Consider the following 25,102-nt stretch of genomic DNA (forward strand, 5'->3'; position numbering starts at 1 on the left):
CGCGGGCGGCGCTTAGCCTGATCGGGGACCGAGTGGGAGGTGCCGCGGTGGCGAACAGCATGCTCGGCCGCGACATGGCGGTTGACCTGGGTACGGCGAACACCCTTGTGTACGTGCGTGGTCGAGGCGTCGTACTGAACGAGCCATCGGTGGTGGCGACCCGGACGGACGAACCGCGCGAGGCGGTCGCGTTCGGGCACGAGGCGAAGAAGATGATCGGCCGGACGCCCGGCAACATCACCGCGATCCGGCCACTCAAGGACGGCGTCATCGCCGACTTCGACGCCGCCGAGCAGATGTTGCGCTACTTCATCCAGCGCGTGCACCGGCGCCGGTACTTCGCGAAACCACGGATCGTGGTCTGCGTACCGTCCGGGATCACCGCGGTCGAGCAGCGCGCGGTCCGCGACGCCGGCTACATGGCCGGGGCCCGCAAGGTCTACATCATCGAGGAGCCGATGGCGGCCGCCCTCGGCTCCAACCTCGAGGTCCGCGACGCCACCGGCAACATGGTCGTCGACATCGGCGGCGGTACGACGGAGGTCGCGGTCATCTCGTTCGGCGGCATCGTCACCAGCCAGTCGATCCGGGTGGCCGGCGACGCCATCGACAAGGCGGTCGTGAACTACTGCAAGAAGGAGTACTCGCTGCTGCTCGGCGAGGCCACCTCCGAACAGATCAAGATGACGATCGGATCGGCGTTCCCGACCACCGACGGTCCGGACAGCGAGATCCGCGGCCGGGACATGGTCTCCGGCCTGCCGCGGACCGTGAAGGTGTCGTCGTCGAACATCCGGCAGGCGATCGAGGAGCCGATCACCGCGATCGTCGACGCGGTCAAGGCCACCCTGGACAAGACCCCGCCCGAGCTGGCCGGCGACATCGTCGACCGCGGCATCGTGCTGACCGGCGGCGGTGCGCTACTGAAGGGGATGGACGAGCGGCTGCGGCACGAGACCGGCATCCCGATCCACGTCGCCGAGAACCCGCTGGACGCCGTCGTGCTCGGCGCCGGCAAGTGCGTCGACAACATCGAGACGCTGAACCGCATCCTGGTCACCGACAACAGGCGCTGACGCCCGAGGGACGCTGACCCATGCTCAAAGACCTCGGCACCCCCGCCAGGGGCCTGGTCCGTTCGGCCGGTATGCCGCGGGAGATCCGCCGGCGCCGGACCGTGCTGGTCCTGGTCATCCTGGCCTGCTTCACGCTGATCGTGCTCGACGCCCGGCGTTCCGCCGGTTCCCCGGTGGAACCGTTGCGGGAGGCCGCGGCCGGCGTGTTCGGCCCACTCGAGTCGACCGCGAGCTCGGCCCGGCAGCCTGTGGACAACCTCCGCGACCGATTCGCCGAAATGGATAGGTTGAGGGACGAGAACGAAAAACTGAAGAAGGACAACGAGTCACTCACCCGGGACCTGAACTCCTCCGACTACGCGCGCAACCGGGCCGCCGAGCTGGACAAACTGCTCAAGCTCGCGCCCGCGTTCACCATGACACCCGCCCGGGTGATCGGGATCGGCAGCGCCCAGAGCTTCAACCACACGGTCACCATCGACGCCGGGACGGCGGATGGCGTGCACGTCGACATGACCGTGCTGAACGGGAACGGTCTGGTCGGCCGGGTGGTGCGGACCACCCAGGCGACCGCGACCGTGCTGCTGATCGGCGACCGGAAGTCGACCGTGGGCGGCCGGCTGAACGCCTCGATGGCGCTCGGCTTCGTCTCCGGCCGGGGCGACGTCGCGGGATTGCTCGACTACCACCTCGTCGACCTGAAGGCGCAGCCCAAGGCAGGGGACAAGATCGTCACCTGGGGCTCCAGCGACAACGCGCCGTACGTGCCGGGGGTGCCGATCGGCGTCGTCACCTCGGTGACGGAGAACGAGGGCTCCCTCGGGTCCACCGCGACGATCCGGCCGTACGTCGATCCGACCCGGATCGACACCGTCGGAGTGGTGACCGGACCACCGGCCCGGCCGCCGCGCGCCCAGCTCAAACCAACGCCTTCGCCGAAGGTGTCGACCACAGAAGGGAAGGTGAACTGACGTGATCGCACTGCGCATCGGGTTGGCCGCCCTGTTCCTGATGGTGGCCGTCACCGTGCAGACCTCCGTGCTCACGAACATCGCGGTGGCCGGCGTGACCTGCGACCTCGTGCTGATCGTGGTGATCGCGCTGGCTCTGTCACGTGGGCCGGAGTGGGGAGCGATCGCCGGATTCGCCGGTGGTCTGCTGCTCGACGTCGTACCGCCTGCTGATCACACCGCGGGGCGGTGGGCGCTCGCGCTCGCAATCGCCGGGTACATGGCCGGCCTGATCCGACGCGAGACGTCGACCGGCCCGGTCGGTCCGCTCTTGGTCGCCTTGACCGTGGTGCTCGGCACCGCCGTGTCGCTGTTCATCTACTGCGCGACCGGCTCGCTGCTGCACGATCCGTCGGTCGACTGGGGCGAGTTCGGCGTCCGCCTCGGCATCGCCGCCGGGTACGACGTCGTCGGCGCGATCGTCGTGATCCCACTCGTCATGTGGATCATGGGCCGCGTGGTCCCGGCCCGCGAACGCCGCCGGGTCCTGCCATGAGCTTCGACGGCTTCGAGGCACCGCTGAAGGCCCGGTTGCGGTTGTTCGTGATCGGGGTGCTGGTCTTCTCCTTGCTGTGCACGCTGTTCGCCCGGCTCTGGTACATGCAGGTGATGTCCAACGAGGACTACACCCAGGCCGCGACGCAGAACCACACCCGTCAGGTCCTGGTGCCCGCGCCGCGCGGCACGATCGTCGACGCTGCGGGCCGCACTCTGGTCGGCAACCGCGTCTCGCTGGTGATCACGGTCGACCGGTCGGTGCTGGCGAAGCTGCCGGACAGCCAGCAGAACGCAGTGCTCGCCCGCCTGGCGAAGGTGCTCCGCCAGAAGCCGAAGGACCTCAAGGCGCGCACGATGCTGTGCGGCGAGCCCGGCGCATCGAAACCACCCGCCTGCTGGAACGGCACGCCGTACCAGCCGATCCCGGTGGCGAAGGACGTCAGCGAGCAGATCGCGATCGAGGTGATGGAGCGCCGCGAGGACTTCCCCGGTGTCGCCGCCGAGTCGCAGACCCTGCGCGCGTACCCCGAGCCGTACAAGGTGAATGCGGCCCACCTCCTCGGCTACCTGTCACCGATCACGACCGAGGAGCTGGAGGCGCTGGACAAGGCCGGTCAGGACTCGGTCCCGCACCGGTCGGACCTCGTCGGCCGGGCCGGCGTCGAGCGCACCTACGACCAGCTCCTGCGCGGCACCCCGGGCGTCAAGGACGTCATCGTCGACGCGGTCGGGTACACGACCGGCATCCAGAAGCAGACCGCACCGGTCCCGGGCGCCACGCTGGTGACCAGCATCGATGCGCGGATCCAGGCGTCGGTCGAGACCCAGCTGAAGAGCGCCATCATGACCGCGCGCAAGCAGACCGATCCGGTCACCAAGCGCAAGTACGTCGCCGACTCCGGTGCCGCGGTCGTGCTGGACACCAAGACCGGCCGGGTCGTCGCGATGGCCAGCTACCCGACCTACGATCCGGGTGTTTGGGTCGGCGGCATCACCCAGCGCGAGCTGGACGCTCTGTACTCGACGAAGTCCGGCACCCCGCTCGTCTCCCGCGCCCTGCAGGGCCAGCTCGCGCCGGGATCGACGTTCAAACCGATCACCACCGCCGCCGCGATGGGCGCCGGGTACAGCCCGAAGACCCGGCTGGACTGCTCGTCGTACTTCGAGGTCGGCAACCGCCGGTTCAAGAACTACGAGTCCGCGTCGTACGGGATGATCGGCTTCGACCAGGCGCTGGCGCTGTCCTGCGACACGTTCTTCTACCGGATCGCCTACGCGCTCTGGCTGAAGGAGGGCGGCAACTCCACCGACGTGGGCACCCACGACCCGCTGGTGGAGATGGCGAAGAAGTTCGGCCTCGGGACGCCGACCGGTGTCGACCTGCCCGGTGAGGTGAGTGGCCGGATCGCCGACCGCAAGTGGAAGAAGCAGTACTACGACTCGCAAAAGGACTACTACTGCAAGCTGGCGCAGAACCCGCCGGCCGGGACATCGGCGTTCCTGAAGCAGTTCTCCCGCGAGTTCTGCGTGGACGGCTACAAGTACCGTGCCGGTGACGCGGTGAACTTCGCCATCGGTCAGGGCGACACCACCGTCACGCCACTGCAGCTGGCCTCGGTCTACGCGGCGCTGTCCAACGGCGGCACGCTGTACGAGCCGCGCGTGGTGCAGTCGTGGATCGGTGCGAACGGCAAGAAGCACGAGATCAGGCCCACGGTGAAGGCGAAGCTCCCGGTGCCGTCGTCGACCCTGCGCTACATCGACAAGGCCCTCCAGGAGACGGTCAAATCCGGTACGGCGGCCTGGAAGTTCAACGGGTTCCCGGTCGACCAGATCCCGGTCCGGGCCAAGACCGGTACGGCCGAGGTCTACGGCAAGCAGACGACCTCATGGCTCGCGTCGTACACGGATCGCTATGCCGTGGTGATGATGCTGAGCCAGGCCGGTACCGGTTCGGGTGCCGGTGGTGACGCGGTCCGCAAGATCTACGAGACCCTCTACAACATCAAGCCAGCCCCGCCGGCCGGCAAGCAGCCGGGACAGTGAGGGCCTCGACATGGCACTGCTGAGCCCGATCCGGACCCGGCCGCGGATGGACCGCCGGTCGACGGTGTGGCAGGTCGACTGGATCCTGGTCCTCGGTGTCGTCGCGCTGTCGGCGATCGGCGCCGTACTGATCTGGTCCGCAACGCACGCCCGCACCTCACTCACCGACGGCAACCAGTACGCGTTCCTGGCCCGGCACGCGCTGAACTTCGCCATCGGCCTGGTGCTCGCGGTCGGGGCCGCCGTCACCGATCACCGTCGCGTCCGCATCCTCGCCCCGGTCCTGTACGCCGCCTCGATCGTCGGGCTGATCCTGGTCCTGGTGCCCGGGGTCGGCGCGGTGATCAACGGCTCCCGTTCGTGGATCCAGCTGCCGTGGATGTCGATCCAGCCGAGCGAGTTCGCCAAGCTCGCGGTGATCGTCGGGATGGCGCTGCTGATCGCGGAGAAGGGCGAGACCGACCACAACGAGACGGCCCGGACCATCGACGTCGCGCAGGCGATCGCGGTCGCCTGCATCCCGGTGATCCTGGTGATGCTGCAGCCCGACCTCGGCACGGTGATGGTGCTGGGAGCGATCGTGTTCGGGATCATCGCGGTGTCCGGCGTACCGAAGCGCTGGATGCTCGGGCTGATCACCGCGGGCGTCGTGGTGGCCGCGGTGGCGATCAAGCTGCAGGTGCTGAAGGATTACCAGCTGGCCCGGTTCATCGCGTTCGCGGACCCGTCTCAGGATCCGCAGGGCATCGGCTACAACGTCAACCAGGCCCGGATCGCGATCGGCAACGGCGGGATCTTCGGCCAAGGGCTGTTCCACGGCAGCCAGACCCAGAACGCGTTCGTGCCCGAGCAGCACACCGACTTCGTCTTCACCGTGGCGGGGGAGGAGCTCGGCCTGATCGGGGCCGGCGCGATCATCGCATTGTTCGCGCTGGTGCTGTTCCGCGGGCTGCGGATCGCGATCAACGCGCGGGACGCGTTCGGCCGGTTGGTGGCGACCGGCATCGTCTGCTGGTTCGCGTTCCAGGCGTTCGAGAACATCGGGATGACGCTCGGGATCATGCCGGTCACCGGTCTGCCGCTGCCATTCGTCTCGTACGGCGGTTCGTCGATGTTCGCCTGCCTGCTTGCGGTCGGGCTGCTGCAGAACATCCACCTCCGCTCGCACCGGTTCTGACCGAGCTACCCAGACACGACCCGACACGGCACCGACTGGGCTGACGCGTCAGGTACGCTGCTGCCTGCTCGGCCACCGGAGGGCGCGCTCGGCCCACGGTTCTGACCAGGGTTTGGAAGGTCCATGACCAGGTTCGTGTCGCTCCCGCTTGCCCTCGCCGCTGCCCTCAGCCTGTCGCTCACCGCCTGCGGTGGGGACGACAAGAAGAACGCAGCCGCGCCCTCGACTCCCGCCGGGACCACACCGGCACCGAGCGTGACTCCATCGGCACCGAAACCGTCCGGTCCGGTCACCCGCTCGTCCGCCGAGCTCACCAGAGCCCTGCTCGCGCTGAGCGACCTGCCGACAGGGTTCTCGCAGGAGAAGGAAGATCCCGAGGACACCTCGAAGCCGTTCTCGTCGCCGACGAGCAAGTGCAAGACGCTGGTGAAGTACCTCAACGCCACCGAGGCGCCCGGTGCGAAGGCCAGTGTGACCCGCTCGTTCTCCGGTGGCCAGGAGGGTCCGTACATCGACTTCGGCCTGGACTCGATGGGTACGGCGGCGAAGGTCGCGGACCTGCGCGAGACCTACGACGACGCGGTCTCGTCCTGCTCGAAGGTGTCCCTCAAGATCGAGGGCGAGAGCAGCACGTCGATGATGGTCGAGGAGATCTCCGCGCCGAAGGCCGGCACCGGCCCGTTCGCGTTCCGCCTGACCGGCACCAGCGGGCCGAAGCGCGGCCTGGAATACACGGCCGCGATCACCGGCGTGAACGACGTCATCGTCTCAGTCGGTGTGCTGGCCGGACAGGGCTCGGAGTTCGAGGCCGCCACCGAAGCCGCCGTCACCAAAGCCCAACAAGTCCTCAAAGCCGGCTGACCCGCAGACCGGCTGACTTGCAGGGCGGGCCGGCGGACTCAGCCGAAGGTCCAGGTTGGGTGGGCGGCTTCGAGGACGGAGCGGTGGCCTGACCACCTCGCCGAGGCGAGTGGAGTGACGTCGAGCAGTGTCGGGCGACCGGCTTCGAGCCGGTAGCCCCACGTGAACGCGGCGACCGGCGCGACGGTGCGCGAGCGGATCACGTCGGGCACGACGACGAGGAACGTGTCCGCGCGCCACGTGCCGTCCGGGTGATCCGGATTCGCCGGGCCGTCGAAGAACGTCGGCAGGTAGCCGTAGGAGTAGAACGGATCGGCGGGGCTCAGGTTCGGCTGGCGGTCGACCGAGATGTCGCCGTCGAAGTCCCGGGTGATCAGCTGGATCCAGCCCATGATCGCTTTGATGCCGGAGCCGTGGTACCGCAGACTCGCCGTACACAAAGGAAAGCCGCGGAACGCCTCGGCATTCAGGTCCGGTACGACGAGCTGATGGCCCGACGCCCACGGGTCGTCGTTGGGCACGATGCGGACCGAGATCAGGCCGCGGTGACCCCGGACGTCGAACGGGATGGACAGCTCTCGGCGCATGATGTTCCCCTCTTGAGGTTTCAAGCAATTCTCCAACAAACGCTGGGTTTCCGTTGGAGTTCACTACCGGCGTGCGAGGGCTTGTGCGCGGGCGGTGAGGGGGAGGAAGGTGAATCCAGAACAGAGACTTGGGGGCCGACTGTTCGGTGGGGGAAGGCGGGACGTACCGCCTTCGATCGAAGGGCGGGCTGGGGGAAGACCTCTTCGGTCCGGGATCGTGTGCGGTCCCGACCTGCTCGTGCGCCCCCGTTGGAAGGGGGAGAGATGCCGAGGAAGGCCAACGGTCGAGCGGGCAAACACCGCGACGACGACTACCGGATGCCGGGTGACACGGCGGCCGGTCAGGGCGCCAACGGCCAGCCGGCGAGCGGGATGCCGATGACGGGCATGGACTCTGCGCCGGGTTTGGCGGGAGCCGGCGGCATGGGCAGTGGCGGATCGGCGGGCGGTGCCGGTATGAGCGGCGGCGGCCAGGCCGGTGGAGTGGGCATGAGCGGTGGCGGCCAAGCCGGTGGAGTGGGCATGAGCGGTGGCACCGGTGCAGCCGGTGGCGCGGGCATGAGTGGTGGCGGTTCAGCCGGTGGTGCAGGTATGAGCGGCACGGACGGGCGGATCGAGAACCCGACTCGACGGCAGTGCGGTGTGATGGACGTGCACCGGCGGCTGCTGTCGACGTCACCCGAGTACGCCGCCGCCCGGTCGGCGATCGAGAACGCGACGTCGTTGTACGCCGCCGGACCGCCGCGTTTCACCGGTATAGCGCGGATCCCGTGCGTGGTGCACGTGGTCTGGAACACCGCCACGCAGAACATCTCGCAGGCCCAGATCGACAGCCAGATCGACGTACTGAACCGGGACTTCCGGGCGACGAACTCCGACATCGGCATCGTTCCGGCCGCGTTCACCGGCCTGATCGCGGATTCCCGGATCGAGTTCTACCTCGCCACCGTGGACCCGAACGGCAACCCGACCGGCGGTGTCACCCGGACCCAGACGAGTACGGCGTCCTTCGGCACCGACGACAAGGTGAAGAAGTCGTCGACCGGCGGTATCGACCCGTGGCCGACGGACCGCTACCTGAACATCTGGGTCTGCCAGCTCGGCGGCGGCCTGCTCGGGTACGCCCAGTTCCCGGGCGGCCCGGCGAACACCGACGGCGTGGTCATCCTGCACAGCGGGTTCGGGACCAACGGCACGGCGGCCGCACCGTTCGACCTGGGCCGGACCACGACCCACGAGGTCGGGCACTACCTGAACCTGTTCCACATCTGGGGCGACGACGGCAGTGGCTGCAGCGGCAGCGACGAGTGCGCCGACACCCCGAACGCGGCCGGCCCGAACTTCGGCGTACCGACGTTCCCGCACGTGACGTGCAGCAACGGTCCGAACGGCGATCTGTTCTACGACTACATGGACTACACCGACGACCGCGGCATGGTCATGTTCACCAACGACCAGGCCACCCGGATGGAAGCCTGCCTGGACACCGTCCGGACGAACCTGCCGACCTACGCCGGGGCCGGCGCCGGTACGCCGGAACCGGCCGGCTCGGTGGTGTCGTGGGGCGCGAACCGGCTGGACGCGTTCGTGCTCGGCACCGATCTGGCGATGTATCACAAGTGGTGGGACGGATCGTCGTGGGGACCGTCCGTCGCCGGTTACGAATACATGGGTGGTGTCTGCATGAGTGCTCCTGAAGTCGCGTCCTGGGGCCCGGACCGGCTGGACGCGTTCGTCCTCGGCACCGATCACGCGCTGTACCACAAGTGGTGGGACGGCTCGAACTGGGGACCGAGTGTCACCGGCTACGAGTACCTCGGCGGTGTCTGCATGAGCCCGCCGCGGCTGGCGACCTGGGGGCCGAACCGGCTGGATGCCTTCGTTCTCGGCACCGACCGCGCGCTGTACCACAAGTGGTACGACGGCGCGGGCTCAGGCTGGGGGCCGAGTGTCACCGGCTACGAGTACCTCGGCGGCATCTGCATGAGCCCGCCCGAAGTCGTTGCCTGGGGCAGCGATCGGCTGGACATGTTCGTGCTCGGCACCGACAACGCGGTCTACCACAAGTGGTGGGACGGTTCGAACTGGGGACCGTCGGCGACCGACTACGAGTACCTCGGTGGTGTCTGCGCTTCACCGCCGCGGGTCGTCGCCTGGGGCGAGAACCGTCTCGACATGTTCGTCCTCGGCACCGATTTCGCGCTGTACCACAAGTGGTGGGACGGCTCGGCCTGGTCGGACTGGGAGTACCTGGGCGGCGTCTGTACGACGGCCCCGACCGTCGTCTCGTGGGACGCGAACCGGCTGGACGTGTTCGTGCTCGGCACGGACTCCGCGCTTTACCACAAGTGGTGGGACGGGTCCGCCTGGGGACCGTCGGTCACCGAGTACGAGTACATGGGCGGTGTGTGCACCGACGAGCCACGCGTCGTCTCGTGGGCCCCGAACCGGCTCGACGTGTTCGTCACCGGCACCGACAAGCAGCTCTACCACAAGTGGTGGGACGGCTCGAACTGGGGACCGGGCATCACCGGCTACGAGCCGCTCGGCGGCGTGATCAGCGACTTCAGGGCGACGGTCCCTTCGACCGTGCCGGAGTCGATGCCGGCGTCCGGAACGATGCCGGGGGCAACCATGGAACAGGCGGTGCTGCGCTGACCGGATACAGCAACGGGCGGTGGACGCACTCGTTCGAGGAGGATCACGACGGGATCAGCGTCTACCGCCGGGACGACTTCGCCTTCCCGCCGGCCCGTGGCCGGCGGGGGGTGGAGTTCCGGCCGGACGGCACGCTGGTGGAGTACGCGTTCGGCCGCGGCGACGTGCCCGAGCCGCGACCGGGCGGGCACTGGAGCGCCGACGGCCTGATCACGCGTTCCGCCGGCGGGACCGCCCGGATCGTCGCGGCCGAGCCCGATCGTCTCGAGATCATCTGGCAGGACTGACATGACCACTGCACCCGTGCGTTATCTCGTCGTACCGACCGCCGATGCCGCCGATGGCGCGCACTCGGCCCGGTTCGGCGACAAGACCCTGCTCTGGGTCCCGGCCGACCAGCGCCTTGGCCGGGCCTCCCGGACCGTACCCGGCCTGTTGCTCGTGACGCAGGTGGGCCGGAGTTTCCAGGACGACTACCCGGACGTCACGCCGCTGCTCGACCACGGCCGGCACCTGGTGATCTCGTCCGCCGACAAACCCCGCCGCCGCTCCAACAACTGCTGGCGGATCGAACCACTCCGCGCCGGTACGACGGTTGTCGACAATCCGACACCGACGGCGGCTCGTGTCGACCCGGTCGTCGCGGACCTGGTCGGGCAGTTGTCGCCGGCGTCGTACCACGACGATCTGACCTGGCTGGCGAGTCTGCCGACGCGGCACTCGCTGAGTACGTCGTTCACCACCGCGGTGGACTTCGCCGCCGCCAAAATGGTTGCCCTCGGCTACGGAGTGACCCGGACGCAGATCACGGTCGGCGCCGGACACTCGCAGAACCTGATCGGCGACCGGCCCGGCACCGGCGGCGGTGGCCTGGTCCTGATCACGGCGCACCTCGACTCGATCAACATCGCCGGCGGACCGGCCGCCGCCGCGCCCGGCGCGGACGACAACGGGAGCGGCTCCGCGGGCGTGCTCGAACTCGGCCGGTTGCTGTCGGCCCGGTACTGGCGGCACGACGTACGGCTGATCCTGTTCGGGGGTGAGGAGGAGGGGCTGTTCGGCAGCAAGCAGTACGTCGCCGCGCTGCCGCCGGCCGAACGCGCCCGGATCCGGGCCGTCCTCAACATGGACATGATCGCCAGCAAGAACACGGCTGTGCCGACAGTCCTGCTCGAAGGTGCACCGGTGTCATCGAGCCAGATCGCGGACCTGGCGACGGCGGCCGCGACGTACACCGGGCTGAAGGTGGAGACCTCGCTCAACCCGTTCGCCAGCGACCACGTGCCGTTCATCGACGCCGGGATCCCAGCCGTGCTGTCGATCGAGGGCGCGGACAGTGCGAACGGCCACATCCACTCGGCGAACGACACACTCAACTTCCTCAACTGGTCGCTGGCGGCCGAGATCCTTCGGATGAACATCGCCGCCCTGGCCGGTTGGCTCGAACCCGCGACCACGCTCGCCCGGCCAAGACCAGCCGGTTCGGTGGTCTCATCGGGCCCTGGCCGGCTGGACGTCTTCGCGGTCGGCATGGACTCCGCCCTGCACCACAAGGCTTTCGACGGCACCTGGCACGACTTCGAGTCCCTGGGAGGCGTTGTCTTAAACTGACGCCCGTGTGGAGCCCGAATGCGCGTGACCTTGGTGGACTTCCTACGCGGCACGGCGTCGCGACTCGCGAGCGGGCGGTCTTCCGGTCGGAGTCACCCGACGACCTGGACTCCACGGGCCGGAGCGCGTTGGACGCCCTCGGAGCCGGCTTGGTCCTCGACGTGCGCAGCGACCGCGAGCTGACGCGACCACATCCGCTCGACGGCACCCCGGCGTACCGGCGGATCCCCTGGATCGACCCGGTCGCCGACAAGTCGCGGAACGCGGCCGCCGAGCTGCGACTCGTCGATGTCTACTCCAACGGCCTGAGTCGTAACTCCGCCCACATCGGCAAGATCTTCCGGGCGGTCGCGGACGCCCCGGCGGACCGCCCGGTGGTCGTGCACTGCCAGGCCGGCAAGGATCGCACCGGACAGTTTGTCGCACTGCTGCTCGAGCTGGCAGGCGTACCTCGCGACGTGATCGCCGAGGACTACGCGATCAGTGAGGTCCGGCTTGGCCTGCAGGACGGTCCCGAGCGGTCGCGGACCAGACCGGAGACCATCCTCGGATCACTCGACCACCTTGACTTCCGCCTCGGCGGCATCCGTGCGTACCTCGCCGGCCTCGGGTTGAGCCAGCTGCAGATTCACCGCCTGGCGACCCGCCTCGTGCCGGTCGGCGTGCGGGCTGTGGTGTTCGACTTCGACGGTCTGCTGATGGACACGGAATCTACGTCGGTGCTGAGCTGGCAGGCCGAATGGGCGCACCACGGGCTCGAGCTGGATCTCGAGGACTTCTGGCCGGGCCACGGTGGGGACACCTCCGAGATCCGGTACGCGCGGCTCGCCTCGGCCGTCGGCGCCGGCTTCGATCGGGAGGCCAGTCATACGCGGAGGATGGCGCATCGCGAGCGGATGCACGCCGAGCTGGACTTCCGGCCGGGGGTCCGCGAGTGGGTGACGACGGCGCGCGAGTTCGGCCTGCAGGCCGGGATCGCCAGCAGCTCACCGAGCCCCTGGGTGCGCGGTCATCTGGAGCGGGTCGGGGCGATCGACCTCTTCGACGAGATCGTCACCGGCGACGAGGTCGGGACCCACAAGCCCGATCCGGCGATCTACGAGCTGGCTCTGCGTCGTCTCGGCGTACCGGGAGAGGAAGCGATCGCGGTCGAGGACACCGCCCACGGCGTTGTCGCGGCGCAGAAGGCCGGCATGTTCGCGGTCGCCATCCCCAATCCGTACGTCGCGCCGGCCACGGTCGCGGCTGCCGACCTAGTTCTGAGCAGCGCTGACCAACTCCTGCTCAGCGAGCTGCTTCTTTCAGCGACATCGAAAGGGTCGACGATCGTAACCGAGTGACCTAACCTGCTGACCTTCTGTAAATTTCCAACCGGAGGGAAAGCAGATGCGGAAGCTTCTTGGTGCTGCCGTGATGTCGGGGGCGGTTGTGGCAGGTCTGATGGTCGGGACGCCGGCCCAGGCGTCGACCACTGGGACGCAGGCGTGCGACCTGGTGACCGCGCCGAGCGTCGGCTACAGCGCACTGATGCTGTACGTCGCCGTCGGCCTGGAGGGTTGTTCGACCAGCGTCACCGAGGTCAGGGTCGAGCTGCAGAAGGGTCCGGGCGCGTCCGGCCCGTTCACCACGGTCGCTGAGACGTACGCGTACTCCGGCGGCGGTGCGTGGTTCGACGAGGGCACCGGCTGCGGCTACTACGTCGGTGTCGCCCATTGGCAGGACCAGACCGAGACGTCGCCCAACCCGGCGTACTACTGCAACTGAATCCACCGGCGCCTGGGCTCGGCGACGAGCCCAGGCGTCAGGTCAGGTGCGTGAGTAGCAGCGGATTGATGATCTCGGGGTGCGAGTAGGTCACCAGGTGAGCCGCGTTCGGGATGATTTCGAGGTGCGCGCCGGGGATCTGACCGGCCAGCGGTACGACGGTCTCGGGCGGGATCGAGGTGTCCGACTCGGCGGTGACGAGGAGGACCGGCGCGGTGATGTCGGACAGGCCGGGGAGCAGGTTGGTGCTACCGAGTGCCTCGCAGCAGGCGGCGTACCCCTCGTCGGGACTGTCGAGCAGCATCTGCCGGATCGCCGCGGTCTCGGTGAACTCGGGCAGGAACCACCGGCCGAGCGTCGCGTCGGTGATCGCCTGGGTGCCCTCGGCGCGGACCTGGGCCGCGCGGTCGGCCCACATCTGCTTGTTCTCGGCCGGGTTGGCCGGCGGGCAGATCAGCGCGAAGCGGTTGAACCGGTCCGGCGCGTTCTGGGCCAGCCACAACCCGACCGCGCCGCCGAGTGAGATACCGACGTACGACGCCTGCTCCACGAGGAGCGTGTTGAGCAGCTCGACCACGTCACCGCCGAGGTCCTCGATCGTGTACGGCCCGAGCGGTACGTCGGACCCGCCGTGGCCACGGTGGTCGAAGGTCACCACCCGGAACCGCTGCGCCAGCACCTCGAGCTGCGGCGCCCACATCGCCTGCGTCGCCCCGAGCGACGATCCCAGCAGGACCACCGGCGCGTCGTCGGAACCCGTCACCTCGTAGTTCAGTTCCATGCCCCCACACTACGGATGCGACCGCTTTCTAGCGGTATAGCGCGAGCGCGCCGGTCAACGAGTCCACGGTTTGACGGGGGCCGAAGAGGGCGAGGCCCAGGTACTCCACGTCGTCGGGCTTGGTGCCCCTCAGCGTGGTGGACATCTGGTCGTACGTCCGTGCTTGCTGGGCGATCTGGTGCATGTCGTGCACGGTGACGTCGTCCCGCGCGGCCGCCTGGGTCCGGAGGTAGTGCAGTTGCTCGGCGGATGCCCGCAGTACCGGGATCGGGTAGGCGCACATGCCGGTGTGTGGGTTGCCGGCGGCGTCCTCGGTGTCCGGGCCGACCACCTGATCGTGGTGGTGGCCGAGTCCGACGCCGAGCAGAGCAGCAGTGTTCAGGGCGACGCCGATCGGCGCTTCGGCCGCGATGACCACGACCATCTTGTTCGTCAGCACGGCGGCAAACCTAGCTTCGTGGGCGGCCGATCGCGATCGCTCCCGAGCGTCGTTCGGCAGATCTGCGAAACTGCCTGTCATGGACGAACTTGATACGGCGCTCCTGCGGATGCTGCAGAACGATGCCCGCCGGACCAACCGCGACATGGCGGCCGAGCTCGGCATCGCACCGTCGACGTGCCTGGAGCGGATCCGCGGCCTGCGCGACCGCGGCGTGATCAGCGGGTACCACGCCGAGGTCGACCTGAAGGCCATCGACCGCTCCACTCAGGCGATCATCTCGATCAAGCTCCGTCCACAGGCGATGGCTGTCGCGACCGCCTTCCAGGACTACGTGAACCAGCTACCCGAGACGCTCGCGATGTTCATGGTCTCCGGTGGCTCCGACTTCCTCGCTCACGTCGCCGTCAAGGACACCCAGGCGCTGCGCGACCTCGTCCTCGCTCTGGCCAAGCGCCAGGAGATCGCCGACATCCGCAGTTCGGTCGTCTTCGAGCATCACCGGCGTACGACGATCATGCCGCTGCGCTGACGTGCTTGTGATGGGCAGCCCCGCGCGGCGCCGGCCGGGGCTGGGTACGTTGGGCTAGACGACCGAGAGTGGCAGGAGCTTCTTGCCGGTGGGGCCGATCTGGATCTCGGTGCCCATCTGGGGGCAGACGCCGCAGTCGAAACAGGGGGTCCAGCGGCAGTCCTCGACCTCGATCGCGCCGTCCTCCTCGAGCGAGTCCTGCCAGTCCTCCCACAGCCAGTCGCGGTCGAGGCCCGAGTCCAGGTGGTCCCAGGGCAGGACTTCGGCGTACTCGCGCTCGCGGGTGGTGTACCAGGCCAGGTCGACCGGCTCGCCGGCCAGCGCCTTCTCGGCGGACGCGACCCAGCGGTCGTAGGAGAAGTGCTCGCTCCAGCCGTCGAAGCGGCCGCCGTCGCGCCAGACCTGCTCGATGATGCGGCCGACCCGGCGGTCGCCGCGGGACAGCAGGCCCTCGATGATGCCGGGCTTGCCGTCGTGGTACCGGAAGCCGATCGCCTTGGCGTAGCCCTTGTCGGAGCGGATCGCGGCGGCCAGCTTGGACAGCCGCGCGTCGGTCTCCTCGGCGCCGAGCTGCGAGGCCCACTGGAACGGCGTGTGCGGCTTCGGCACGAACCCGCCGATCGACACCGTGCACCGGATGTCACGCCGGCCGGACACCTCGCGTCCGGTCGCGATCACCTTCTTGGCCAGGTCGGCGATCGCCAGCACGTCCTCGTCGGTCTCGGTCGGCAGGCCGCACATGAAGTACAGCTTCACCTGCCGCCAGCCATGCCCGTACGCCGCCGCCACGGTGCGGATCAGGTCCTCCTCGGTGACCATCTTGTTGATCACCTTGCGCATCCGGTCCGATCCGCCCTCGGGGGCGAAGGTCAGGCCGCTGCGCCGGCCGTTGCGGGAGAACTCGTTGGCCAGCGTGATGTTGAACGCGTCGACCCTTGTCGAAGGCAACGAAAGCGAGACGTTGCTGCCCTCGTACCGGTCGCCGAGGCCCTTGGCCACGTCTGCGATCTCGCTGTGGTCGGCGGACGACAGGCTGAGCAGCCCGACCTCCTCGAAGCCGGACTGCTTCAGCCCGTTCTCGACCATGTCTCCGATCGTGGTGATGCTGCGCTCACGCACCGGCCGGGTGATCATGCCCGCCTGGCAGAACCGGCAGCCGCGGGTGCAGCCGCGGAAGATCTCCACCGAGTACCGCTCGTGCACAGTCTCGGCCAGCGGGACCAGCGGCTTCTTCGGATACGGCCAGGCGTCCAGGTCCATCACCGTGTGCTTGGCCGTCCGCCACGGCACGCCCGGACGGTTCGGCGCGACGCGCTTGATCCGGCCGTCGGCGAGGTACTCGACCGTGAAGAACTTCGGGATGTAGACGCCACCGGAGGCCGCCAGGCGCATCAGCACCTCGTCGCGCCCGCCCGGGCTGCCCTCGTCCTTCCACTCCCGGATCACGTCCGAGATCGCCAGCACGATCTCCTCGCCGTCACCCAGTACGGCGGCGTCGATGAAGTCGGCGATCGGCTCAGGATTGAACGCGGCGTGCCCGCCGGCCAGCACGATCGGGTCCTCGTCGGTCCGGTCGGCGGCGTACAGCGGGATCCCGGCCAGGTCGAGCGCGGTGAGCATGTTGGTGTAGCCGAGCTCGGTGGAGAACGACAGCCCGAACACGTCGAAGGCCCGGACCGGCCGGTGGCTGTCGAGGGTGAACTGCGGGATGTCGTTGTCCCGCATCACCTTCTCCATGTCCGGCCAGACGGAGTACGTCCGCTCGGCCAGGATGTGGTCGCGCTCGTTCAGCACCTCGTAGAGGATCTGGACGCCCTGGTTGGGCAGACCGACCTCGTACGCGTCCGGGTACATCAGGGCCCAGCGGACGCTTGCCGAGTCCCAGTCCTTGCTGACCGAGTTCAGCTCGCCTCCGACGTACTGGATCGGCTTCTGCACGCTCGGCAGCAGCGCCTCCAGGCGCGGGAACAGGGATTCGACGCTCATCGAGTACTTCCGGTCGGGGTCAGAGCGCCTACCAGCCTAACGCCGGTGACCGGCTATCCCCGCATCGGAGCGGGACCTGTGCTGGGCCGGATGACCAGCCGGGCCTGGAGGGTCCGGGTACGACGGCCTTTGCGGCCCTGGAGGAAGGGTGACAGCAGGCGCCACGCCTCCTGGCCGAACTCCGTCTGCGGCATGGCGATGGTGGTCAGGCCGGGGGAGGTGTACCGGGCGTAGACGATGTCGTCGAAACCGGCCACGGACACCCGGTCGGGGACCGCCAACCCGAGCTCCTGCAGCCGGGCCAGCGCGCCGAGCGCGACCAGGTCGTTGAAGCCGATCAGGCAGGTGGCGCCGGTGGCGAGGGCCTCGTCGGCGGCCGCGTGGCCGTCGTCCAGCATCGCGCCGGCGGGAATCCGGAGGAGCTTCGTCCGGCTCCGGATCGACGACTGGAGGGCGGACCAGCGATCACTCTCCGCCGCGGCCTCGGCGGGACCGGCGAGGTAGCAGAGCCGGGTGTGACCGAGAGCATCGAGATGACGGCAGAGCGCATCGACCGCGTCCTGGCTGTCGACGGTGACCGAGGGGAACAGGCTGCGGGCCGGCTTGCGGTTGACCACCACGATCGGCTCGTCGAGCTCGGACAGTCCGGCCAGGTCCGGCGTACTCATCCGGGGGCCGCAGAGGATCAGGCCGTCGCTCTGGCGGGCCAGCTCGTGCAGGTGGCGCATCTCTTCGCCGGGCTGCTCGTTGGCGTCGGCGACCAGGGTGCGGTAGCCGTCCTTCTCGGCCTCGGCCGAGATGCCTTTGAGGATGGCGGCAAAGAGTGGGTTGGCCAGGTCGGGGACCAGGACGCCGACGATGCCGGTCCGGCCGCGGGAGAGGTTCTGCGCGGTCCCACTCGGGCGATAGCCGAGCCGGGTGGCGACGTCGCGGACCCGGGTGACGATCTCCGGATCGACGGTGGGGGTGCCGTTCATGACCCTGGACACGGTGGACTTCGAGACGCCCGCAGCCGCCGCGACGCTCAGGATCGTCACCTGCCTGGTCCGGCGCACACAACCTCCACGTGACTAGGAACCGGTTCCTGAAAACCTACCGCGCCGACTGTGTATTCGACAGCTCACGGACCAGGAATCCCTGCCATGACACGTGTTTCATGACTCCGCGCCCTTGACTGTGGTCTATGCCGAACCTACGGTCAGGAACCGGTTCCTGACCGCCCACAGGAAGGACGTCGACATGAAGTTCACCCGGCGACAGGTGTTGCTGACCGGCGGAGCGCTCACAGCGGCCGGCCTGATCCGCCCCGAATTCGCCGCGGGGCTTCCCGACGAGGACGGGTACGAGCTGTGGCTGCGGTACCGCAAGGTCGACCGGGCCGATCTGCTGGCGGAGTACCGCCGGACCTTCACCCATCTCGTCGCTCCGACTGCCGCCAACGGCGACGTACTGCGCTCCGCGGCGACCGAAGTACTTCAGGGCCTGTCAGGTCTGACCGGGCGCACCGTCACGCAGCAGTCCAACATCCAGCGTGACGGCGCAGTCATCATCGGGACGCCTGCCACCTCGGCGCTGGTCGCGCAGTACGTCGACCGGGCCGAGCTCCGCGCCCTCGGCCCGGACGGGTACGTCGTCCTGAGTCGACGGATCGCCGGGCACGCCACGACTGTGGTCGCCAGTGAGGGAAAGCGCGGGGTGCTCTACGGCATCTTCCACCTGCTGCGGCTGCTGCAGACACAGCGTGACGTCGGCGGGCTCGACATCCATGAACGGCCGGCCAACGCGCTTCGCCTGGTCGACCACTGGGACAACCTGGATCGCAGTGTCGAACGCGGGTACGCCGGTGAGTCGATCTTCGACTGGGACGCGCTGCCGACGACTGGGCAGCGGATGACCGACTACGCCCGTACCCTCGCGTCAGTCGGCCTCAGCGGAACGGTGGTCAACAACGTCAACGCCGATCCGGTCTTCCTGTCCACCGACATGCTGCAGAAGCTGACCGGCCTGGCCGCTGTCCTGCGGACGTGGGGTCTCACCTTGCATCTGTCCGCCAACTTCGCCGCGCCGATCAGTCTCGGCGGTCTGGCCACGGCGGACCCGTTCGACGAGGGCGTGCAGGCCTGGTGGCGGGACAAGGCCCGCGAGATCTACGAGCTGATCCCGGACTTCGGTGGTTTCCTGGTCAAGGCCGACTCCGAGGGGCAACCCGGTCCGGTCAGCTACGGCCGGACCCACGCCGACGGCGCGAACCTGCTGGCCCGCGCGGTCAAGCCGTACGGCGGCATCGTGATGTGGCGCGGGTTCATCCACGACTTCGATCCGGTCACCTGGGCGAGCAAGTCGTACCTGACCTTCCAGCCGCTGGACGGGAAGTTCGACCCCAACGTCATCGTCCAGGTCAAGAACGGGCCGATCGACTTCCAGGTCCGCGAGCCGGTGCATCCGCTGTTCGGTGCGATGCCGCAGACCCGGCTGATGGCCGAGCTCCAGATCACGCAGGAGTACACCGGGCAGTCGACGCACCTGTGTTACCTGGTGCCCGAGTGGAAGCAGGTCTACGACTTCGACACGCACGCGCCCCGGCCGGAGTCGACGGTGGCAGGCATCGTCGAGGGCGCCGCCGGAGTGATGAACTTCGGCTCGGACCGCAACTGGACCAGACACCCGCTCAACGCGGCCAACACCCACGGCTATGCGCGACTGGTGTGGAACCCGGCGCTCGCGGCGGAAGAGGTCGCCGAGGAATGGGTGCGGATGACGTTCGGGTCCGACGACCGGGTGGTCCGGACGCTGACCTCGATGCTGCTCGGGTCGTGGGAGACCTATGAGGACTACACGTCTCCGCTGGGCTCAGGATTCCTGATCGGGATCGATCACTTCGCGCCCAGCCCGGAGAGCAACGCGCCCTGGAATCGCGCCGACGCCGAGGGGGCCGGCTTCGACCGGACCGTCGCGACCGGCGTGGGCTTCACCGCCCACTACCATCCGCCGCTGTCGCAGCAGTACGAGTCCTTGGCCTCCTGCCCGGACGAGTTGCTGATGTTCATCCACCACGTCCCGTACAGCCATCGGTTGCACTCCGGCAAGACCATGATCCAGCACATCTACGACACCCACTTCGACGGACTGGACGCCGTACACGGTCTGCGCGCGTCGTGGCGGTCGCTGCGGTCGCGGGTGGATCGGCGGCGGTACGACACCACGTTGGAGCGCCTGGATCAGCAGGTCGTGCAGGCGACCCTGTGGCGGGACTCGATCGTCGGTTACTACTTCGACAAGGGCCGCGTGCTGGACGAGTCGCGGTCCTGGGTGCAGCTCAAGCAGGCCGGGGACGAGCCGCTGCTCGGGGGCTGGCCCAACCTGTTCGCGATGACCGCGAGCAACGCGTCGCCGCGGCAGGCGGAGGTGAGCGCCAAGGTCGTCGAGACCGGCGGATGGAAGAGCAGCGATGGCCATGTCTCGGTGCCGTCGCGGGAGACTGTGCCGTTCACGGTTCCGGTCACGCCGCCGCTGCTGCCGCAGATCACGATGATCGACCTCGAGTGCGAGGCCGGAGGCATGCCCGCCCTCGGAGTCAGCACCCAGGTCTTCGTCACCCCGGCCGGCGGTCGCTGCCGGCTCGCCCTGGACGCCGGACCCGAGTCGAGTCCACTCCTGCCGGGCTATCAGCGACTGTCCCCGTCGGACGCCTGGGATCCGGACCGAGGATTCGGCTGGGTCGGTACGGCGCCCCAGGCCCGGGACCGGGGCAATCCCGACGTACTGCGCCGCGACTTCGTCAACGACACGGCGGCGCGGGTGCTGCGGATCCGGATTCCGGCCGGAAAGACCGATGCCTATGCACTGATTGGTGAGTCGCTCGTCCACTGCCAGCCGATGACCATCCGGTCCGAGGGCAAGGTCCTCGCAGCACTCGAGTCCCTCCTGCTGCACGGCACCTACACCTGGCTCAAGCTGTCGCTGGATGGCGGCGCGGGTGGCCGCGATGTCGACCTCGAGTTCAGCAGCATTCCCGACGAGCACTGGCATCTGGACGCCCTGGTCATCCCTGACCCGAGTCTCGAAGCCCCGGCCCTGGTGGTGACGGATGCCGCCGCGCCGTCACCGATGCTGTGTGGCCGCGACAACACGGTGACCGTCAGCATCGCCAACACCACCAGCGCGCCCCAAACCGCAACGGTCCGAATCCCGGCCCCATCCGGTTGGACGGCGGGCGAGACGAGCGCGGTCGTACCAGCCGGAGCGATCGTGCAGGTGGCCGTGACCGTGGTGCCCGGACCGGAACCCGCGGTACTTGCCCTGGACGTCGAGGCCGTACTGAACGGTGAGGTGACCGATCACCGTCGTACCAGCGAGATTCTGACCACGCCACCCGGCGACGCCGCCGTACTTGCGCTGGACGCCGGCACGGACACCAGCCCGCTGCACGCTGGTTACCAACGCCTGGCTCCGGGCTCGGCGTGGACTGCGTCGGCCGGCTTCGGATGGGCCGGGCCGGCTCCGATGGCGCGGGACCGGGAACTGCTCGACGACGTACGACGAGACTTCGTCAACGACACCACGGTCCGCACGCTCCGTCTCACCCTGCCCGACGGACCGCACGACGCTTGGCTCCTGATAGGCGACGCCACCCAACCGTCGGACCCGGTCACCATCAAGGCCGCGGGCACCGAGCTCGCTGTCAGCCCTTTGTTGCCGACCGCAACCTTCGCCTGGCTCAAGTTCACCGTCCCCGGCGGCCAGGCCGACCTCGAACTGTCCGCACCCACCGGCAAGAACTGGCGCCTGAACGCCTTGGTGATCAACTAGCTGTAGTCGGCCGGAACGTTGGTGAGGCTTGGGACACCTGTCCGGAAACCTCTCGTCGCCCGCTGTCCACCGCCGACTCTGTGCACCGGTCAACCACCAAAGACCGTCCCGCGTGGCCAGTCCGTGCACAAGGTCGCGTCAGGACCCACTCGGAGACTGGCCGATCCGCAGGGCCGTGCTAGCAGGCGATGGTCGCGTCACGGCGGACCCGCCGCACTCACCAGCCACCCGGAGGCTGAGGTCGCCACGCCCACTTCGGGCGTGGAGGTCAGCCGACGCGCAGGTTGGTGAGTGCGGCACGTCCGCACCCCGGCGGCTCCGAGATTCTGGGTGGCTCCTCGGCCAGGTGATCGCCGCGTCGACCTAGTGATCCGCCTACAGCCAACCCCATGACCGAGTTCATCTAGAGCCGGCGTTCCCAAGCGGTTCGCTGGGCGGTGGGGCGGAAGCCCAGCTTCTCGTTGACGGCGATCATCGGGGTGTTCTCCGGGGCGTTCCAGGTGTGCAGGACGGCCGATTGGGTGAGGCGGGACTGGAGGGAGCGGAGGTTGGGGAGTTTGACGGCGATGCCGAGGCGGCGGCCGCGGTGAGGCGGGTGGACGTAGGTGTCGTACTGGTTCAGGCGCTCGGGTCGCTCGGGCGTGCCGCCCATCTGGGTGTACGCCGCCAGCGCGCCTGAGTCGGTGTGGACAGCTGCAGTGGTGTAGGTGAAGCGGCCTTGCGCTACGCGGCGTGCCTCGGCCTCGCGGACGAGCTCGGGCGTCCACTGCGTCGCCTCGACCGTACGGTCGCCATGCGGTACGTCGGCGTACATCCCGGTGATCAGCTCGGCGAACTGGTCGATCCACTCGTCAGGCGTGTGCTCACCCCACTGCACGATCTCGTAACCGGGCACCGGCCGCTCCACCGCAGCCAACTGCTCCTCGGACAACGGCAGCTCGATGACCTGGTGCAGTTCGGCGTGCTTGCGAACGAATCCGCGCGCCGAGGCGAACGCCGTACCGGAACTCTCGCCCGTCACCGGATCGCCGGCCACGTTGATCCCGGTCAGCATCCGCCGACCCTCGGCTCGGGCCCGTTCGATCACGGCCTCCAACAGGCGCGACGCGACCCCACGCCGCCGGTACGCCGGATCGACCGCGAACTCCACGTCGACCGTGTCGGTGTTGTCGAGCAGCCACCAGTCGAGCCACGCGATCCCCAGCCAGGTGTCACGGTCCACCAGCGCCAGACCGTCCGCCCGGAGGTCGGAGTGGTCGCCGGTCATCAGGACCCGGGCCTCCTCCAGCCCGAGACCCACGGGGAACTCGAGCTCCTCGCGGCGTACGGCGTCCTTCACCGCGAAGAACTGCTTGAAGATGTCTGGATCCCGGCCGTCGACCGTCACGATGCGCACCCGGGAACCCTACGGGCCCCGCCGAATGGCCGCGCCCGAATTAGTGATGCGGACGCAGTGCGCGGTTCGCAGCCGGTTCGGCGATCTGGGCGCGGAACGGGTGCGAGGGGTAGACGCCGAGGATGCGGACCTCGACCGAGAAGAACGCGAGCTCCTCGAGCGCCAGGGCGACGTTCGGGTCGTCCGGGTGCCCCTCGATGTCGGCGTAGAACTGGGTCGCGAAGAACATCCCACCGAGCTGGTAGGACTCCAGCTTCGTCATGTTGACGTTGTTGGTGGCGAACCCGCCGAGCGCCTTGTAGAGCGCGGCCGACACGTTCCGGACCCGGTAGACGAAGCTGGTGATGATCGGCCCGGAGCCGACCGGAGGTACGTCGGGCTCCCGCGACAGCACCAGGAAGCGGGTGGTGTTGTGGTGCTCGTCCTCGACGTCGCTCGCCAAGGTCTCGAGGTCGTACAGGCCGGCCGCGGCCCGTGGGGACAGCGCGGCGACCGTCGGGTCGGCCAGCTCGGCGACCTCGCGGGCGGCGCCGGCGGTGTCGTCGGCGACCACCGTGGACCAGCCGTGCTCGCGGATGATCTTGCGGCACTGGCCGAGCGCGTGCACGTGGCTGCGGACGGTCTTGATCCGGTCGATCGACGTACCCGGTACGGCCAGCAGCTGGAAGTGGATCGGCAGGAAGTGCTCGCCGACGATGTGCAGCCCGGACTCCGGCAGCAGGTGGTGGATGTCGGCCACCCGGCCGGCGATCGAGTTGTCCACCGGGATCATCGCCAGCGCGGCCCGGCCGCTGCTGACCGCCTCGAGCGCGTCCTCGAACGTCGTACAGGGCAGCTGCTCACGGTCGGGAAACATCTCGGTGCACGCCATCGCCGAGTTGGCGCCTGGCTCACCCTGATAAGCGATCGGTCCGTCCACGATCTACCAGCCTAGACCAGCGCTGTCTCACGTCCCGGATCAGGTGTCCGACTTGCGGACCTTCTTCGGTGCGCCGGTGGTCGCGCGGCCCTCCAGTTGCTTGGCCTTGGTGGCGTACATGTCGATGTACTCCTGGCCGGACAACTCCATGATCTTGTACATGATCTCGTCGGTGACCGCGCGCAGGATCAGCCGGTCGCCCTCCATCCCCTCGTACCGGGAGAAGTCCAGCGGATCGCCGAACTTGACCGTGGGGGAGGCGAACGAGGCGACCACCTTGCCGGGCGGGGCGACCACGTCGGTGCCGATCACGCCGCACGGGATCACCGGTACCTTGGCCTCGAGCGCGAGCCGGGCGACGCCGGTGCGGCCCTTGTACAGCCGGCCGTCGTGGGACCGAGTGCCCTCGGGGTAGATGCCGAACAGCTCGCCGCGCTCCAGCACCTTCATCCCCGCCCGCATCGCACCCTCGGACGCGGACCCACCGGACCGGTCGATCGGCACCTGGCCGGTGCCCTTGAAGAAGCCGCGCTGGAACCGGCCCTTGATCCCGGCGCCGGTGAAGTAGTCGGACTTGGCCACGAACGTGACCCGCCGGCGCAGGACCAGCGGCATGAAGATCCAGTCGGAGTACGAGAGGTGGTTGCTGGCGATGATCGCCGGACCGAGGTCCGGGATGTTCTCGGCGCCGACGACGATCGGCCGGAAGATCCGCTTGACCGGCGGACCGACCAGCACGTTCTTCAGCACCCAGTAGATGCCCTTGCCGTCACCGTCACCGGCGTCGACCGCGTGTGGTTCGCGGTCCGGCTCGGACCGCGGCGCCTGGGCCGGTTCCGTCATCGATGTCCCTTCCTCACAGTTCCCCGACCCCTCATGATGCCGCACCGCGGCCCGGTTGGCCCGCAAGTCGCCGCGCGGGAACTCCTGACACGGATCGCCGCCGCTTCGT

Annotated in this window: 21 protein-coding genes; 13 read left to right on the plus strand and 8 right to left on the minus strand. The window is 68.6% G+C overall.

Going from position 1 to position 25,102, the window contains the following annotated elements; translation table 11 throughout:
- Positions 1-47 precede the first annotated feature (47 nt).
- The 6 genes from mreB to E0H73_RS00250 all read left to right on the plus strand — a co-directional run bounded on the left by mreB (position 48) and on the right by E0H73_RS00250 (position 6,668).
- A complete protein-coding gene (mreB, locus tag E0H73_RS00225; RefSeq protein WP_272948902.1) occupies positions 48-1,076 on the plus strand; it encodes a rod shape-determining protein in 1,029 nt (342 codons plus the stop codon).
- A gap of 20 nt (positions 1,077-1,096) precedes the next feature.
- Complete coding sequence (mreC, locus tag E0H73_RS00230; RefSeq protein ID WP_131349749.1) at positions 1,097-2,047, plus strand: rod shape-determining protein MreC; 951 nt, start codon at positions 1,097-1,099, stop codon at positions 2,045-2,047.
- A gap of 1 nt (position 2,048) precedes the next feature.
- On the plus strand, positions 2,049-2,582 hold the full coding sequence (gene mreD / locus E0H73_RS00235) for a rod shape-determining protein MreD (RefSeq protein ID WP_131349751.1): 534 nt from the start codon (positions 2,049-2,051) through the stop codon (positions 2,580-2,582).
- Complete coding sequence (gene mrdA, locus E0H73_RS00240; protein ID WP_131349753.1) at positions 2,579-4,630, plus strand: penicillin-binding protein 2; 2,052 nt, start codon at positions 2,579-2,581, stop codon at positions 4,628-4,630. The genes mreD and mrdA overlap by 4 nt, the downstream gene beginning before the upstream one ends.
- A 10-nt stretch (positions 4,631-4,640) precedes the next feature.
- The gene (rodA, locus tag E0H73_RS00245; protein ID WP_131349755.1) at positions 4,641-5,807 is read left to right on the plus strand and encodes a rod shape-determining protein RodA; all 1,167 of its coding nucleotides are present in this window, start codon (positions 4,641-4,643) and stop codon (positions 5,805-5,807) included.
- 123 nt (positions 5,808-5,930) lie between these two features.
- Positions 5,931-6,668, plus strand: a complete 738-nt coding sequence (locus E0H73_RS00250) for a sensor domain-containing protein (RefSeq protein ID WP_131349757.1) — start codon at positions 5,931-5,933, stop codon at positions 6,666-6,668.
- A gap of 38 nt (positions 6,669-6,706) precedes the next feature.
- Here the strand turns inward: E0H73_RS00250 and E0H73_RS00255 are convergent, their stop codons facing one another.
- Positions 6,707-7,255, minus strand: a complete 549-nt coding sequence (locus E0H73_RS00255; protein WP_131349758.1) for a hypothetical protein — start codon at positions 7,253-7,255, stop codon at positions 6,707-6,709.
- Between the two features lie 264 nt (positions 7,256-7,519).
- On the opposite strand from E0H73_RS00255, the gene E0H73_RS00260 reads away from it, so the two are divergent.
- From E0H73_RS00260 to E0H73_RS00275, 5 genes are all read left to right on the plus strand, one after another.
- Positions 7,520-9,913, plus strand: a complete 2,394-nt coding sequence (locus tag E0H73_RS00260) for a DUF8189 domain-containing protein (RefSeq protein ID WP_272949101.1) — start codon at positions 7,520-7,522, stop codon at positions 9,911-9,913.
- A gap of 110 nt (positions 9,914-10,023) precedes the next feature.
- Positions 10,024-10,200, plus strand: a complete 177-nt coding sequence (locus E0H73_RS45670; protein ID WP_165555438.1) for a hypothetical protein — start codon at positions 10,024-10,026, stop codon at positions 10,198-10,200.
- Between the two features lies 1 nt (position 10,201).
- Positions 10,202-11,524 (plus strand): M28 family metallopeptidase, encoded by a 1,323-nt coding sequence (locus E0H73_RS00265; protein WP_131349760.1) that lies wholly within the window; start codon positions 10,202-10,204, stop codon positions 11,522-11,524.
- Positions 11,525-11,529: 5 nt separating this feature from the next.
- The gene (locus E0H73_RS00270) at positions 11,530-12,864 is read left to right on the plus strand and encodes an HAD-IA family hydrolase (protein WP_131349762.1); all 1,335 of its coding nucleotides are present in this window, start codon (positions 11,530-11,532) and stop codon (positions 12,862-12,864) included.
- 46 nt (positions 12,865-12,910) lie between these two features.
- Positions 12,911-13,288 carry a hypothetical protein gene (locus E0H73_RS00275; protein WP_131349764.1) on the plus strand — a complete coding sequence of 126 codons (378 nt, stop codon included), beginning with the start codon at positions 12,911-12,913 and terminating at the stop codon, positions 13,286-13,288.
- Between the two features lie 37 nt (positions 13,289-13,325).
- Here E0H73_RS00275 and E0H73_RS00280 read toward each other — a convergent pair whose 3' ends face one another.
- Together E0H73_RS00280 and E0H73_RS00285 are read right to left on the minus strand one after the other, a co-directional pair.
- Complete coding sequence (locus E0H73_RS00280) at positions 13,326-14,069, minus strand: alpha/beta fold hydrolase (protein WP_131349766.1); 744 nt, start codon at positions 14,067-14,069, stop codon at positions 13,326-13,328.
- A gap of 28 nt (positions 14,070-14,097) precedes the next feature.
- Positions 14,098-14,508: a DUF2000 domain-containing protein gene (locus E0H73_RS00285; RefSeq protein ID WP_165555439.1), complete on the minus strand. Its 411-nt coding sequence runs from the start codon at positions 14,506-14,508 to the stop codon at positions 14,098-14,100.
- Between the two features lie 79 nt (positions 14,509-14,587).
- Between E0H73_RS00285 and E0H73_RS00290 the strand changes: the two genes are divergently transcribed.
- A complete protein-coding gene (locus tag E0H73_RS00290; RefSeq protein WP_131349770.1) occupies positions 14,588-15,040 on the plus strand; it encodes an Lrp/AsnC family transcriptional regulator in 453 nt (150 codons plus the stop codon).
- A 54-nt stretch (positions 15,041-15,094) separates the two neighbouring features.
- On the opposite strand, the gene E0H73_RS00295 is transcribed toward E0H73_RS00290, so the two are convergent.
- On the minus strand, positions 15,095-17,026 hold the full coding sequence (locus E0H73_RS00295; protein ID WP_131349772.1) for a TIGR03960 family B12-binding radical SAM protein: 1,932 nt from the start codon (positions 17,024-17,026) through the stop codon (positions 15,095-15,097).
- Between the two features lie 53 nt (positions 17,027-17,079).
- Positions 17,080-18,081 (minus strand): LacI family DNA-binding transcriptional regulator, encoded by a 1,002-nt coding sequence (locus E0H73_RS00300; protein ID WP_131349774.1) that lies wholly within the window; start codon positions 18,079-18,081, stop codon positions 17,080-17,082.
- A 184-nt stretch (positions 18,082-18,265) separates the two neighbouring features.
- Here E0H73_RS00300 and E0H73_RS00305 point away from each other — a divergent pair, with 184 nt between their 5' ends.
- On the plus strand, positions 18,266-21,835 hold the full coding sequence (locus tag E0H73_RS00305; protein ID WP_131349776.1) for an alpha-glucuronidase family glycosyl hydrolase: 3,570 nt from the start codon (positions 18,266-18,268) through the stop codon (positions 21,833-21,835).
- A gap of 403 nt (positions 21,836-22,238) precedes the next feature.
- Here the strand turns inward: E0H73_RS00305 and E0H73_RS00310 are convergent, their stop codons facing one another.
- From E0H73_RS00310 to E0H73_RS00320, 3 genes are read right to left on the minus strand one after another with little or no spacing between them, the layout of a single operon-like run.
- The gene (locus E0H73_RS00310; protein WP_238163727.1) at positions 22,239-23,231 is read right to left on the minus strand and encodes a GNAT family N-acetyltransferase; all 993 of its coding nucleotides are present in this window, start codon (positions 23,229-23,231) and stop codon (positions 22,239-22,241) included.
- A 40-nt stretch (positions 23,232-23,271) separates the two neighbouring features.
- On the minus strand, positions 23,272-24,150 hold the full coding sequence (locus E0H73_RS00315) for a prephenate dehydratase (protein WP_131349778.1): 879 nt from the start codon (positions 24,148-24,150) through the stop codon (positions 23,272-23,274).
- Between the two features lie 39 nt (positions 24,151-24,189).
- The gene (locus tag E0H73_RS00320; RefSeq protein WP_131349780.1) at positions 24,190-24,993 is read right to left on the minus strand and encodes a lysophospholipid acyltransferase family protein; all 804 of its coding nucleotides are present in this window, start codon (positions 24,991-24,993) and stop codon (positions 24,190-24,192) included.
- Positions 24,994-25,102: the final 109 nt, after the last annotated feature.

Origin of the sequence: Kribbella pittospori (assembly GCF_004331465.1) — a bacterium.
GTDB classification, from domain to species: Bacteria; Actinomycetota; Actinomycetes; order Propionibacteriales; family Kribbellaceae; genus Kribbella; species Kribbella pittospori.

What these genes read in the sequence shown, in the direction of transcription:
- mreC (WP_131349749.1), top strand. Translation starts at nt 1,097, where the DNA reads ATGCTCAAAGACCTCGGCACCCCCGCCAGGGGCCTGGTCCGTTCGGCC.
- mrdA (WP_131349753.1), top strand. Translation starts at nt 2,579, where the DNA reads ATGAGCTTCGACGGCTTCGAGGCACCGCTGAAGGCCCGGTTGCGGTTG.
- rodA (WP_131349755.1), top strand. Translation starts at nt 4,641, where the DNA reads ATGGCACTGCTGAGCCCGATCCGGACCCGGCCGCGGATGGACCGCCGG.
- E0H73_RS00250 (WP_131349757.1), top strand. Translation starts at nt 5,931, where the DNA reads ATGACCAGGTTCGTGTCGCTCCCGCTTGCCCTCGCCGCTGCCCTCAGC.
- E0H73_RS00255 (WP_131349758.1), bottom strand. Translation starts at nt 7,255, where the DNA reads ATGCGCCGAGAGCTGTCCATCCCGTTCGACGTCCGGGGTCACCGCGGC.
- E0H73_RS00260 (WP_272949101.1), top strand. Translation starts at nt 7,520, where the DNA reads ATGCCGAGGAAGGCCAACGGTCGAGCGGGCAAACACCGCGACGACGAC.
- E0H73_RS00265 (WP_131349760.1), top strand. Translation starts at nt 10,202, where the DNA reads ATGACCACTGCACCCGTGCGTTATCTCGTCGTACCGACCGCCGATGCC.
- E0H73_RS00275 (WP_131349764.1), top strand. Translation starts at nt 12,911, where the DNA reads ATGCGGAAGCTTCTTGGTGCTGCCGTGATGTCGGGGGCGGTTGTGGCA.
- E0H73_RS00280 (WP_131349766.1), bottom strand. Translation starts at nt 14,069, where the DNA reads ATGGAACTGAACTACGAGGTGACGGGTTCCGACGACGCGCCGGTGGTC.
- E0H73_RS00290 (WP_131349770.1), top strand. Translation starts at nt 14,588, where the DNA reads ATGGACGAACTTGATACGGCGCTCCTGCGGATGCTGCAGAACGATGCC.
- E0H73_RS00295 (WP_131349772.1), bottom strand. Translation starts at nt 17,026, where the DNA reads ATGAGCGTCGAATCCCTGTTCCCGCGCCTGGAGGCGCTGCTGCCGAGC.
- E0H73_RS00305 (WP_131349776.1), top strand. Translation starts at nt 18,266, where the DNA reads ATGAAGTTCACCCGGCGACAGGTGTTGCTGACCGGCGGAGCGCTCACA.
- E0H73_RS00320 (WP_131349780.1), bottom strand. Translation starts at nt 24,993, where the DNA reads ATGACGGAACCGGCCCAGGCGCCGCGGTCCGAGCCGGACCGCGAACCA.